The organism is Mycobacterium sp. NGS48 (assembly GCF_059812585.1).
In genome coordinates this window covers 16,885-28,093 of the sequence record NZ_JCALCY010000025.1, presented here as the reverse complement: position 1 = coordinate 28,093, position 11,209 = coordinate 16,885, and the positions used below count along the sequence as shown (strand labels likewise).

15 protein-coding genes are annotated in these 11,209 nt (G+C 65.4%); 9 read left to right on the top strand and 6 right to left on the bottom strand.

Translation table 11 applies throughout. The annotated features are described in order from the left end of the window. Positions 1–145 precede the first annotated feature (145 nt). Genes AC5Y42_RS22740 through AC5Y42_RS22730 form a run of 3 tightly spaced genes read left to right on the top strand, consistent with a single transcriptional unit; the run spans position 146 to position 1,698 of the window. Positions 146–949 carry a helix-turn-helix domain-containing protein gene (locus AC5Y42_RS22740; protein WP_499900825.1) on the top strand — a complete coding sequence of 268 codons (804 nt, stop codon included), beginning with the start codon at positions 146–148 and terminating at the stop codon, positions 947–949. Continuing rightward, complete coding sequence (locus AC5Y42_RS22735; protein ID WP_499900823.1) at positions 942–1,343, top strand: VOC family protein; 402 nt, start codon at positions 942–944, stop codon at positions 1,341–1,343. The genes AC5Y42_RS22740 and AC5Y42_RS22735 overlap by 8 nt, the downstream gene beginning before the upstream one ends. A gap of 1 nt (position 1,344) precedes the next feature. Continuing rightward, complete coding sequence (locus AC5Y42_RS22730) at positions 1,345–1,698, top strand: VOC family protein (RefSeq protein WP_499900822.1); 354 nt, start codon at positions 1,345–1,347, stop codon at positions 1,696–1,698. A gap of 21 nt (positions 1,699–1,719) precedes the next feature. Here AC5Y42_RS22730 and AC5Y42_RS22725 read toward each other — a convergent pair whose 3' ends face one another. Continuing rightward, positions 1,720–2,691: an NADPH:quinone oxidoreductase family protein gene (locus AC5Y42_RS22725; protein ID WP_499900821.1), complete on the bottom strand. Its 972-nt coding sequence runs from the start codon at positions 2,689–2,691 to the stop codon at positions 1,720–1,722. A gap of 215 nt (positions 2,692–2,906) precedes the next feature. Between AC5Y42_RS22725 and AC5Y42_RS22720 the strand changes: the two genes are divergently transcribed. Further along, positions 2,907–3,455: a nuclear transport factor 2 family protein gene (locus AC5Y42_RS22720; protein WP_499900820.1), complete on the top strand. Its 549-nt coding sequence runs from the start codon at positions 2,907–2,909 to the stop codon at positions 3,453–3,455. On the opposite strand, the gene AC5Y42_RS22715 is transcribed toward AC5Y42_RS22720, so the two are convergent. Further along, positions 3,447–4,451 (bottom strand): acrylyl-CoA reductase family protein, encoded by a 1,005-nt coding sequence (locus AC5Y42_RS22715; protein WP_499900819.1) that lies wholly within the window; start codon positions 4,449–4,451, stop codon positions 3,447–3,449. The two genes, AC5Y42_RS22720 and AC5Y42_RS22715, sit on opposite strands and share 9 nt — an antisense overlap. Before the next feature lie 22 nt (positions 4,452–4,473). Between AC5Y42_RS22715 and AC5Y42_RS22710 the strand changes: the two genes are divergently transcribed. The 3 genes from AC5Y42_RS22710 (at position 4,474) to AC5Y42_RS22700 (ending at position 6,008) form a co-directional block, all read left to right on the top strand. Further along, the gene (locus tag AC5Y42_RS22710; protein ID WP_499900818.1) at positions 4,474–5,331 is read left to right on the top strand and encodes an oxidoreductase; all 858 of its coding nucleotides are present in this window, start codon (positions 4,474–4,476) and stop codon (positions 5,329–5,331) included. Positions 5,332–5,397: 66 nt separating this feature from the next. Beyond that, a complete protein-coding gene (locus AC5Y42_RS22705) occupies positions 5,398–5,628 on the top strand; it encodes a type II toxin-antitoxin system Phd/YefM family antitoxin (protein WP_499900817.1) in 231 nt (76 codons plus the stop codon). Beyond that, positions 5,625–6,008: a type II toxin-antitoxin system VapC family toxin gene (locus AC5Y42_RS22700; protein ID WP_499900816.1), complete on the top strand. Its 384-nt coding sequence runs from the start codon at positions 5,625–5,627 to the stop codon at positions 6,006–6,008. The genes AC5Y42_RS22705 and AC5Y42_RS22700 overlap by 4 nt, the downstream gene beginning before the upstream one ends. 24 nt (positions 6,009–6,032) lie before the next feature. On the opposite strand, the gene AC5Y42_RS22695 is transcribed toward AC5Y42_RS22700, so the two are convergent. The 4 genes from AC5Y42_RS22695 to hisN form a co-directional block, all read right to left on the bottom strand. Beyond that, the gene (locus tag AC5Y42_RS22695) at positions 6,033–6,449 is read right to left on the bottom strand and encodes an EVE domain-containing protein (protein WP_499900815.1); all 417 of its coding nucleotides are present in this window, start codon (positions 6,447–6,449) and stop codon (positions 6,033–6,035) included. A 178-nt stretch (positions 6,450–6,627) separates the two neighbouring features. Beyond that, positions 6,628–7,836 (bottom strand): acyl-CoA dehydrogenase family protein, encoded by a 1,209-nt coding sequence (locus tag AC5Y42_RS22690; protein ID WP_499900814.1) that lies wholly within the window; start codon positions 7,834–7,836, stop codon positions 6,628–6,630. 28 nt (positions 7,837–7,864) lie between these two features. After that, on the bottom strand, positions 7,865–9,253 hold the full coding sequence (locus tag AC5Y42_RS22685; RefSeq protein ID WP_499900813.1) for an acyl-CoA dehydrogenase family protein: 1,389 nt from the start codon (positions 9,251–9,253) through the stop codon (positions 7,865–7,867). 99 nt (positions 9,254–9,352) lie between these two features. Further along, complete coding sequence (gene hisN / locus AC5Y42_RS22680; RefSeq protein ID WP_499900812.1) at positions 9,353–10,132, bottom strand: histidinol-phosphatase; 780 nt, start codon at positions 10,130–10,132, stop codon at positions 9,353–9,355. A gap of 24 nt (positions 10,133–10,156) precedes the next feature. On the opposite strand from hisN, the gene AC5Y42_RS22675 reads away from it, so the two are divergent. After that, the gene (locus AC5Y42_RS22675; protein WP_499900811.1) at positions 10,157–10,486 is read left to right on the top strand and encodes a hypothetical protein; all 330 of its coding nucleotides are present in this window, start codon (positions 10,157–10,159) and stop codon (positions 10,484–10,486) included. A 32-nt stretch (positions 10,487–10,518) separates the two neighbouring features. Next, entirely contained in the window at positions 10,519–11,205 is a 687-nt protein-coding gene (locus AC5Y42_RS22670; RefSeq protein ID WP_499900810.1) for a GAF and ANTAR domain-containing protein, read from the top strand. Positions 11,206–11,209: the final 4 nt, after the last annotated feature.

Here is an 11,209-nt window from a genome sequence, read left to right as displayed (position 1 = left end):
GATAAAACCGCACAACGGGCATGGGTCTTCATCGCCTACGGCCCGGTGCAGCTCGGTAGCCTGAGGAACTGTGGGTGCCGACACGCCCGAGCGCGCCTCGGAATTCGTCACGGCGCCGCCTCGCAGCGGTCCCGGTGTTGCATCGATGGTGGGCTATCGCTATTGGGGCGCTGCGCCCGCGGTGCATCGGGGCATGCCGTCGTCGACACTGACCTTCATCGTCAGCCTCGATGAGGGGGTCGAGGCGGCCGACACCTCGGAGGCCCTCCGCGATGCCCGGCCCACCCCGCTGCTATTGAGCGGGTTGCACGAGCGGGCCGCTCAGATCCGGCAGCGACGGGGCCAAGCCGGCGTGCAGCTGGCCGTGCATCCGCTCGCCGCGCGGGGACTGTTCGGGGTGCCCAGCGCAGAGTTGAGCGTGACCGATTTCGATGCCACCGCCGTGCTGGGCCGCCGCGCCGTCGAGCTATGCGAGCGGGCGGCCGACGCGCGGGATTGGCGAGATGCCTTCGCGGTGATTGCCGACTATCTGGTGAGTGCGCGGCAGCGCCGCGACCGCGCGACGGTACGCCCCGAGGTCGCCTATGCCTGGCACCTCTTGGAGCGCAGTTGCGGCCGGGCCTCCGTAGGCGCCGTCGCCGATCGAGTCGGCGTCAGTGCGCGACATTTGACGACGTTGTTCACCAAGGAAGTCGGCCGGTCGCCCAAGACGGTGGCGATGCTGATGCGCTTCGAGCACGCGACCGCGCGGATCGCCGAGTCGGTGCGGCAGCGCGGGCTGGTCGACCTGGCAGCTGTCGCGATCGACACCGGATACAGCGATCAGGCCCACCTGACCCGAGAGTTTGGCCGCTTCGCCGGTACGTCGCCGCGCCGGTGGCTGGCCGAGGAGTTCCGAAACATTCAAGACGGCGGCCACTCGTACGGCTCAGACTGCGAGCATGACTAATTCCAATCCGACCGTGTGGTTGACGTTGCGCGCACACAATGCACCCAAGCTGATTGACTACTACGTAGACACTTTCGGCTTTGTCCTGGCAGCCCGGTATGGCGAGGGCGAGACCGTCGACCACGCGCAACTTCTGTGGCCCGAGGGCAGCGGCGGAATCATGCTCGGCAGTAACAGACCCGACGGCGAGTGGTCCCGTGAGCCCGGCACCGCCGGCGGCTACGTCGTCACCGCCGATCCGGATGCGCTCTACGAGCGCGTGCTGCAACGCAAAGCCGAAATCGTTCGGCCCCTTGACAATACCGATTACGGTGCCCGTGAATTCACTGTCCGCGACCCAGAGGGCAACCTGTGGTCCTTCGGCGATTACCGTGGCGCGCCGATGCCGGCCTGACATGCGCGCCAAACGAATCACCGCGAACCTTCGGGTAGCCGACATCAACACCGCGAAGACCTTTTACACCGACTACCTCGGGCTGAGCACCGAGGAGTTCAACCTGGGATGGGTGGCCCGCTACACCGCACCAGACAGCGGCGCGAACGTCCAGGTCGTCACGCGCGATGCGTCCGCCCCCGAAGACTCGGTCATCTCCGTCCACACCGATGACGTCGACGACGCGTACGCAGAAGCCCAGAGACTCGGCTACGAGATCGTGCATCCGTTGACCACAGAGTCGTGGGGAGTGCGCCGCTTCTTCGTGCGCGCACCGGACGGCAACGTCGTGAACGTCGTGAGCCACCGCGACTGAGCACCGGCGCGACGTGCGGGTTCAATCCCGGACGCGCACGACGACTTTGCCTTTGGCGGTGCGGTTCTCAAGCGAGGCGACTGCCGCGGCGGCGTCCTCCAGCGGGTAGACCACCGGCTCCGGAGGAGACAGCTTCCCCGAGGTAAGCAGCCGCTCGAGCCCCGCCCACTGCTCATGCAGCGCGTTGGGATGTTTCCCGGCCCACGCACCCCAGCCGACCCCGACCACGTCAATGTTGTTGAGCAGCAGCCGATTCACCTTCACGGTTGGTATTTCACCGCCGGTGAAGCCGATCACCAACAGGCGTCCCGCCGGAGCCAGCGAGCGCAGCGAATCGGTGAATCGGTCGCCGCCGACGGGATCGACCACCATGTCGACGCCACGGCCGTCGGTCAGTTCTTTGACCGCGTCTTTGAATCCGTCGGCCAGCACCACATCCGTGGCGCCGGCGGCCGTCGCAATATCGGCCTTTTCCTGCGTGCTGACCACCGCGATGACGCGCGACGCCCCGAGCACCGACGCCAGCCGCAGCGATGAGGTGCCGATACCGCCGGCGGCTCCGTGTACCAGCACCGTCTCGCCCGCCTCCAGTCGCCCGCGGACCGTCAGCGCGAAGTACATGGTCAGGTCGTTGAACAACAGGCCGGCACCCGCCTCGAAGCTGACGTTGTCGGGCAGCTTGAACGCTCGGTCGGGGGCCAGCACCGCGACCTCGGCCATCCCGCCGGTGAGCATCGTCAGGCCAACCACCCGATCTCCGGCACGCACTGCGGCGTTGTCGGGCGCCGATCGGACCACGCCGGCGATTTCCGCGCCCAACACAAATGGCGGATCGGGCCGGTACTGGTAGAGGCCGCGGGTGAGCAGCGCGTCCGGAAATGCCGCGCCAGCCGCGTGCACCTCGACGATCACGCCGTCGCCCGTTGGTTCGTCGACGTCGGCCACTTCGATACCGTCCGGACCATCGAGCCTGGTCACCCGTGCTGCGCGCATGCCACCTCCGTCATCAACAAAACGCTGTCCAACCGGCCCAACCCCAGGTGATCGTAGCCCTGCACGCCGGCCCTCCGGCCGCACAGGGAACTCACAACCGTCGCACAGCGGTATCCGCATGAGCCAGCAGATGAACGGAAGGTAAACTAACCGTGAACAACCTGGGGTGTGGGCGGCTATCGCCCTGCGACCACGACCGTTGGGAGGTGTGGCAGATGCCGAGCTTGCCGCCCGTAGTTCTCGATAGCACCGTCGATCCGGCAGATCGAGCCGACGCGATCGACTTCATCAACCGCGTCAACCTGCTGTTCGACGCCTGCGACATCGATGCCATGGTCGAGGCCTTTCTTCCGGACGGCGTGACGTATCACACCCATGGCGTGGCGCGGGGCCGGGCGGAAACGCGGCGCTTCTTCGAAGAGACCTACCCCTACAGCGTTCCCGGGGTTAGCCGCATCGCCACCAACCCGATCGTCGATAGCGACGGCGACGGAGTGATCGTTCGCTACTACAACCTTCTCGTCCGCTATGCGCCAGAGCCGGCTGCGCCCAGGATGGTGACGGGCGAGGTGGTCGAGGAACCCGATGATCTGCCCGCGATCTGGGTCTACTCCGCTGTGACGGACCGACTGCGTCGGCTCGATAACGTCTGGCGGATCTTCGAACGTCACATCGGGACGACGACGATGAACGACCGGCTGCGCCCGACGGCGTCGGCGCCCGGTTTTATGAACCCGCGCCTGCGCCCGGCCGCCTCATGGTGAGAACCCACCGGCAACACGTACCACCGCTCGCCCGCTGAAGGCTCCGGCCCGGACCCGGTCCAGCACCTCGACGACGTCTTTCACATCGACCTCGGTGACGATCGCGTCGAGATGACGCGGACGCAGCTCGTCGCCGAGCCGGCGCCATAGCTCGCGGCGTGGCCCGATCGGCATCTGCACCGAGTCCATGCCCAGCAGCGCCACACCGCGCAGGATGAACGGCAGCACGGTGGTGTGCAGCGCGGGTCCGCCGGTCAGTCCGCTGCAGGCCACCGCGCCCCCGTAGTCGACGGCGGTGAGCAGGTCGGCCAATGTCGCGCCGCCCACGCAGTCGATCCCGGCGGCCCAACGTGTCTTGGCCAGCGGGCGCGGCTTGGCGTCCGGGTCGGCGGGCAGCCGACCGATAACTTCACTGGCGCCAAGGCTTTTCAGTCGTTCAGCGGCATCACGCTTGCCGCTCGACGCCACCACCTGGTAGCCGGCACCCGCGAGCAGGTCCACGCTGACCGAGCCGACGCCGCCGCTGGCGCCGGTCACCACCACCGGCCCGGCGTCGGTGGCGACGCCCCAGTCGATGAGCGCCTGCACACTCATCGCTGCGGTGAAGCCGGCGGTGCCCATCGCTGCGGCGTCGCGCGGACTCAATGCGCCGAGCGGCACCACCTGATCGGCAGGCAGTCGGGCGTATTCGGCATAGCCGCCATGGTGGCCGGTGCCGATCTGATAGCCGTGGGCCAGCACCGCGTCGCCCGCAGCGAAGTCCGGCGACTGCGACTCGACGACCTCACCGGTCAGATCAATGCCCGGCACGACGGGATAGTCGCGCACCACGCCGCCGCCCGGTGTGAGCGCCAGCGCGTCTTTGAAGTTGACACTGGAGTAGGCCACCCGGATCGTCACCTCGCCGAGCGGCAGGTCGGCTGCCTGCAGGGTCTCGACCGTGGCGGTGAGCTTGTCGCCGTCTTGGCGCGCTATCAGCGCCTGAAACGTCTCCATACGTCGACGCTAGCCTCGTGCCATGGATTCCTTCCCACTCGGTCACTTTTCGATCGCCCGCATCGGCTTCGGCGCAATGCAACTGCCCGGCCCCGGCGTGTTCGGACCGCCGCGTGACCGCGACGCGGCGCTGGCGGTGTTGCGCCGCGCGGTCGAACTCGGCGTCGATCACATCGACACCGCCCAGTTCTACGGGCCCGACGTCGCCAATGAACTCATCCGCGAGGCGCTGCATCCGTACCCGGAAAACGTGGCGCTGGTGAGCAAGGTCGGTGCATGCCGCGACGATGCGGGCGGCTGGCTGCCGGTCGTGAGCCCGGCCGACCTACGCCGCGACATCGAGGCCAACCTGCGCACCCTGGGGGTGGACCGGTTGGCCGCTGTCAACCTGCGGCTGGTAGACAGCGGCGGGCCGGATCAACATTTCGATGACCAGCTTTCGGTCATGATCGCCGCTCGCGACGAAGGACTGATCGGCGGTATCGGGCTTAGTGAAATCACGCTCGAGCATCTGTTGCACGCTCTGGAGCGCACCGAGATCGCCTGTGTGCAAAACGCATTCAACCTCGCCGATCGTTCGTCGGCCCCGGTGCTGCAGGAGTGCACGACGCGCGGCATCCCCTTCGTGCCGTTCTTCCCGCTGGGATCGGCGTTCATCCAACCGAATCCGGTGCTGGGCAACGAAGTGGTGCAACGCACCGCGGAGCGGCTCGGCTGCACCCCGGCACAGATTGCGCTCGCGTGGACGCTCGGCGTCGCGCCCAACGTGCTGCTGATTCCGGGCACGTCGTCGGTGCGACATTTGGAAGAGAACCTGGCTGTCGCCGACATCGAGCTCGACGACGACACCCGCGCGCAGCTGGACGCGCTCGCCGACTGAAACGGCTTGCGTTCGGTCCGCTCCCGCAGGCTAGTCTAACTAGACTAAGTCCGGTAGGCTGATCGTATGTCGACCGTCAACATCCACGATGCGAAGACCCACCTGTCGCACCTGCTCGCTCGCGTCGAGAACGGCGAGGCGATCACTATCGCGCGCGCCGGCAAACCAGTCGCCGACCTGATCCCGCATGCACGCGCCGACATCGTCTTCGGCGGCCTGGCGGGTCGACTTCATTACGACACCGATCATTTCGATGACACCGACAACGATCTCAACGCGTTGTTCGGCATCGAATGAGTGGCCTCTTGCTCGATACCCACGTCGTGCTCTGGCTGCTCGACGATAGTCCCCGGCTCGGGGCCCAGGCCCGGCATCGCATCACCGGAAGCGCAGGCGTGTACATCTCCGCCGCGAGCACGTGGGAACTTGCCATCAAGGCGGCTATCGGCAAGGTCGGGCTACCCGACGATTTCGACGACGCGATCAATCGGTCCGCCCTACGCGACCTGCCCGTCACGCGACGCCACACTCTCGCATCTGACCTGACGGCACTGCCCCACAAGGATCCTTTCGACGCATTTCTGGTGACGCAGGCGACGATAGAGCGGCTCACATTGGTCACCGCCGACGCGAAGTTGCTGAAGGTGCTACCTGACGCCATCGATGCGCGGGTCTGAACTACTCAACTCCTACGCCGCAGTTCAGGAGCCGGTCATCGCTGAGCGGATCACGTCGAGGTCATTATCGGCGATCTTGAACACCCCGAACCGGAACTTGTAGCCCCACCGAGCCTTGTCTTCGATGAAGTCAAGTTGGTCGATCAGTGGCCGGATCGGCGTCTCGGTGCATTCGAGGAAGTCGACGTTGCGGCGCCACGTGTGGAAATCAGGCGCCATGTCCGTCTGATATGGCTCATCATCGGCGACTCGGCCGATGGCGGTAAAGGCCTGAAGCGGCTCACCGTCGGGGTAGCTGGTCTTGGGTGAGTAGAAGATGATCCAGTCACCACGAGCCATCCTGCGCAGCATGTGCGGTTTACCGTGGTTCGCCTGGGTGAAGCGACCGCGCACCCCCTCTGCGACATGGTCACGGCTGACCGTATTTATCCAGTTCGTCATGACCGCATGCTAAGTCGGGCGGCCGACACAGCCTGTTCGCTTGTTGCTGGCTTGTGGATAACGTTGCGGGCCTGCAGCTTTCTGCGGGCGATATCACATACGGCATCAAGTTGGAGGAGGCATTAATCCTCGGCTGGCGCGACTAGAGAAGCTGCTGAGCATGCTGAGGTTCAGCCGGCTACTTGAGCTCCGAGGACGACAATCCCAGTAGCCGTCGAGCCACCACCAACTGCTGGATCTGCTGGGTGCCCTCGAAGATGTCCATGATCTTGGAGTCGCGCGCCCACTTCTCCAGCAGCGTCTGCTCGGAATAGCCGGTGGTGCCGGCCATTTCGACGGCCTTGCAGGTGATGTCACTGCCCACCCGGCCGGCCTTGGCTTTGGCCATCGATGCTTCTTTGGAGTTGGGGATGCTGTTGTCGGCCTGCCATGCCGAGCGCACCGTCAGCAGGTAGCTGGCCTCCCAGTCAGCCTCCATTCGTAAAAACTCTGCGGCCGGGGCACTTTGGGCGTGCGACGGCTTGTCATAGGAGATCTCCACGCCGGCCTCGGTCAGGATCTTGCGCAGTTCTTCCAGCGCCGCCCGAGCGACGCCCACGGCCATCGCGGCGACGACCGGCCGCGTGTTGTCGAAGGTCTCCATCACCCCGGCGAAGCCCTTGCCCGTTTCGATCTTCGGGTTGCCGAGCAAGTTGTCCGTGGGGATGCGGGCGTTGTCGAACCGGATCACCGCCGTATCGGAGCCTTTGATGCCCAGCTTGTTCTCCAAGCGTTCCACCGTGACACCCGGGTGCTCGCGCGGCACGATGAACGACTTGATCGCCGGGCGGCCCAGCGACTTGTCCAGGGTCGCCCACACCACAATGTGGGTGGCGCGGGAACCGGCGGTGACGAAGATCTTTTCGCCGTTGATCACGTACTCGTCGCCGTCGAGCTTGGCGGTCGTCGACACCGCCGCCGAGTCGGAGCCGAAGCTCGGTTCGGTGATGGCCATTGCCGCCCATACCCTGCCCAGGCGTTGCAGTTGCTCGTCGGTGGCCACCCCGGAGATCGCCGCGTTACCCAGCCCTTGATAGGGGATCGACAGCATCATCGCCGCGTCGCCCCAACTGGCCTCCAGGGTCTGCAGCACGGCCGCCATGTTGGCGCCGTTGCGGTTCTCTTTGCTGCTTTCACTGCTACGAAACGCGTCGGCTCCGGCCATGCCCAGGGTATTGGATGCGGCGGCGCCCTCGAACATGTGGGCCAGCGTGTCCAGCTCGACCGGGTAGGCGTGCTCCTTCAGGTCGTATTTGCGGGCGATCGGCCGCATGAGCTCGGCACCGGCGGAATGAGCGTTGTCGATGACGGGGTGCAGCTTTTTCGGGATTTCCAGATTGATTGCCATGATCAGACTTTCGGTTGCGAGAGAAAACTCAGATGACGACAACACCCTCGGCGACGCCGATGGCCCGCAGGTCGCGGTACCAGCGTTCGACGGGGTGTTCCTTCGTGTAGCCGTGGCCGCCGAGCAGCTGCACGCCGTCCAGGCCGATCTGCATGCCCTTGTCGGTGGCCAGCCGCTTGGCCAGCGCCGCTTCGCGGGTGAACGGCAGACCTTGCTCGGCGCGGGCCGCGCCGCGCCAGGTGATCAGGCGCATGCCGTCGAATTCGATGGCGATGTTGGCACACATGAACGCAACCGACTGCCGGCGGGCGATCGGCTCACCGAAGGCTTCGCGTTCTTTGACGTAGGGGACGACGTAGTCGAGCACGGCATGGGAGGTACCGACGGCCAGCGCGGCCCAGCCCAGCCGCGACAATGCGATCGCTTCCGAATAGTCGGCGTCGCTGGCGTCCTCTCCGCCGAGGCGGGCGCTCAGTGGCACCGACACCTTGTCCAACTCGACCTGGCCCAAGGCGGCGGCTCGGATGCCCATGCTCGGATCGGGCTTGACGGTCAGACCCTGAGTCGACGACTCGACGATGAACAGCGCCGGCTTGCCGTCGAGTTGTGCTGCCACGATGAATAATTCGGCATCGGCGGCCGCCGGAACCAGCGATTTGACGCCCTCGAGCCGGTAGCCACGGGGGGTGCGGGTCGCGGTGGTCTTCAGGTTGGTCGGGTCGAACAACGCGTGTGGTTCGGCAATCGCCACGCAGGCCTGCGGGACATTGTCGCCCGCGAACTCCTTGAGGTAGGTGGCCTGCTGATCGGCGCTGCCCCAATGGGTGAGCGCGGCGGCGAACCCGGCAGGGGCGAGGATCGGCAGCGCCAGTCCCATGTCGCCGTAGGCCAGCGCCTCGGCGACCAGCACGTTGGTGACACTGGAGCGGTGTTCGGCGATACCGTCGAAGTCCTCGGGGACGTTGACGGCGGTGATCCCCAACTCTGCCGCCTTGGCGACCAGATCCGGGGGATAGGCCGCTGCCTCGTCGGCGTCGTGGGCAGCCGGCCGCAGGATCTCCTCGGCGAACTGCTCGACGGTTTCGACGATGAGCTTCTGGTCATCGTCGGGCGTCAGATCGAAGTAGTCTTTGCCGCTTGTCTTCAGTCGTGTCGGCCCACCGCGAAGCCCTTGGACACGCTTGAATTGCCGATTGGTGGCCCCGGCCGCCGAAAAAACCGTCTTGACGCCGTAGCGCAGCGTCCGATTGAGCGGATCCCGCAAGCGGTATTTGTCCAAGAACTCTTGGCCGAGCAGCGGCGTGAGCAGCGCCATGCCGATGTCGATGCCGGATCGCTTGTGCTTGTGCTCACCAACGGCGGTCTTACGGCCGGTTCGCTTGGGACGTCCATTGGTCGCGGGAAGGGTGTTGGTCATATCAGCAGCCTTTAATTGAGCACCGTCGTTGAGCTAACGCGTAACCCGATCTTACTCTGGAGTAAGATAGAAGTACCTGTTAAATACTTCACACCGCTGTTAGCTGCGCAGTTGCCTCAAGGCTTCGTCGTGGAGTAGGCCGTTGGTGGCCACCACGCTGCCACCGTGGGGGCCGGCGGTGCCGTCCAAGCTGGTGAACATCCCGCCCGCCTCCCGCACCAGAATGTCCAGCGCGGCCAGGTCCCAAACCGAGACTTCGGGTTCGGCGGCGACGTCGACGGCGCCCTCGGCCACCAGGCAGTACGACCAGAAGTCGCCATATGCGCGTACCCGCCACACCGCGTCGGTGAGCGCGACGAATCGCTCCCGCAGACCGCGCTGCGCCCACCCGGATAAGCTGGAGAATGACAGGCTCGCCGCGCTCAGCTCTGCTACCGCGGACACCGTGAGCCGCCGCGGTGCCGAGCCGCCGACCGTCGCAAATGCACCCGTTCCGCTGGCGGCCCACCACCGCCGCTGCAGCGCCGGTGCGGTGATGACGCCGACGGTGGGGACGCCATCGTCGAGCAACGCGATCAGGCTGGCCCATACCGGCACCCCGCGAACGAAGTTCTTGGTGCCGTCGATCGGGTCGACAATCCATTGCCGCCCCGCCGAAGTGGTGGATCCGCCGAATTCTTCGCCGAGGATGCGGTCGGCGGGCCGGTCTCGGCCGAGCGCGTCGCGCAATTCGGTTTCGACGGCCCGGTCTGCGTCGGTCACTGGCGTGAGATCAGGTTTGGTGTCGACCTGCAGGTCCAGCGCGCCGAACCGGGCCAGCGTCACCGCGTCCGCACGGTCGGCCAGCGCCAACGCCACCGCGAGATCGTCCTGGGTCATGGGTGCAGTCCTACCATGGGCGGCGTGTGGGAATTCGGTGTGCTGTTACTGCTGATTGCGATTCTGGCCGTGTTTTTAGCCCCGCGGTTCATCCGGCGCGGACCACGCGGTGACGCGGTGAACGGCACACTGCTGGTCACCGGTGTCAGTCCACGACCCGACGCCACCGGTGAGCAGTTCGTCACCATCGCCGGCGTGATCAACGGGCCGACCGTCAACGAGCATGCTGTCTATCAGCAGATGGCCGTCAATGTCGATGACTGGCCGACGATGGGTCAACTGATGCCGGTGGTGTACTCGCCGAAGAATCCGGACAATTGGAGCCTCGCGCCGACCGAGCCGCCCGCCGCCTAAGGGTCATGGTCAGTTCCGATGAGGGATGCAGCATGAATCAGCCGACAGAGCACCATCTTGCCGTCCGCATGGCGGAATTAGCCCGTACTCTCGCCATGCCGAGAACGATCGACGACATCCTCTCCAGCGTGACCTCCGCGGCAGTCGAACTCATCCCGGGTGTCAATACGGCAGGAATATTACTAGTGAAAAAAGGAGGCAAGTTCGATTCTGTTGCCGGCACATCGGAGTTGCCGCATAGACTCGACGAACTGCAAATGAGATTCAATGAGGGCCCCTGCATGGAGGCGGCACTCAACGAAATCGTGGTACGCACTGAAGATTTCAGGACAGAAAAGCGCTGGCCCCGATACTCTCGCGCGGCAGTCGAAGTCGGTGTGCTCAGCGGGCTGTCGTTCAAGCTGTACACCGCCGACCAGTCGGCCGGCGCGCTCAACCTCTTCGGTTATGCCCCGACCGTCTGGGACGCAGAGGCCGAAACCATCGGCGCCGTGCTCGCGGCGCATGGGGCCGCGGCGGTCCTCGCGAGTCAGCACGGTCAGCAGCTTGAGGCCGCGCTATGGAGCCGCGACCGTATTGGCCAAGCCAAAGGCATCGTCATGGAACGGTTTGGGGTCGACGACGTGCGCGCATTCGAAATGCTCAGGCAGTTATCTCAAGAATCCAACGTCAAACTCATCGATATCGCTCAGCAGGTCATCGACAGCCGCGGCAAGTGACGAA

Bases quoted from the DNA above. Each gene is read 5' to 3' on its own strand.
- AC5Y42_RS22740 (WP_499900825.1), top strand. From the start codon at position 146: ATGGTGGGCTATCGCTATTGGGGCGCTGCGCCCGCGGTGCATCGGGGC.
- AC5Y42_RS22735 (WP_499900823.1), top strand. From the start codon at position 942: ATGACTAATTCCAATCCGACCGTGTGGTTGACGTTGCGCGCACACAAT.
- AC5Y42_RS22730 (WP_499900822.1), top strand. From the start codon at position 1,345: ATGCGCGCCAAACGAATCACCGCGAACCTTCGGGTAGCCGACATCAAC.
- AC5Y42_RS22725 (WP_499900821.1), bottom strand. From the start codon at position 2,691: ATGCGCGCAGCACGGGTGACCAGGCTCGATGGTCCGGACGGTATCGAA.
- AC5Y42_RS22720 (WP_499900820.1), top strand. From the start codon at position 2,907: ATGCCGAGCTTGCCGCCCGTAGTTCTCGATAGCACCGTCGATCCGGCA.
- AC5Y42_RS22715 (WP_499900819.1), bottom strand. From the start codon at position 4,451: ATGGAGACGTTTCAGGCGCTGATAGCGCGCCAAGACGGCGACAAGCTC.
- AC5Y42_RS22710 (WP_499900818.1), top strand. From the start codon at position 4,474: ATGGATTCCTTCCCACTCGGTCACTTTTCGATCGCCCGCATCGGCTTC.
- AC5Y42_RS22705 (WP_499900817.1), top strand. From the start codon at position 5,398: ATGTCGACCGTCAACATCCACGATGCGAAGACCCACCTGTCGCACCTG.
- AC5Y42_RS22700 (WP_499900816.1), top strand. From the start codon at position 5,625: ATGAGTGGCCTCTTGCTCGATACCCACGTCGTGCTCTGGCTGCTCGAC.
- AC5Y42_RS22695 (WP_499900815.1), bottom strand. From the start codon at position 6,449: ATGACGAACTGGATAAATACGGTCAGCCGTGACCATGTCGCAGAGGGG.
- AC5Y42_RS22690 (WP_499900814.1), bottom strand. From the start codon at position 7,836: ATGGCAATCAATCTGGAAATCCCGAAAAAGCTGCACCCCGTCATCGAC.
- AC5Y42_RS22685 (WP_499900813.1), bottom strand. From the start codon at position 9,253: ATGACCAACACCCTTCCCGCGACCAATGGACGTCCCAAGCGAACCGGC.
- hisN (WP_499900812.1), bottom strand. From the start codon at position 10,132: ATGACCCAGGACGATCTCGCGGTGGCGTTGGCGCTGGCCGACCGTGCG.
- AC5Y42_RS22670 (WP_499900810.1), top strand. From the start codon at position 10,519: ATGAATCAGCCGACAGAGCACCATCTTGCCGTCCGCATGGCGGAATTA.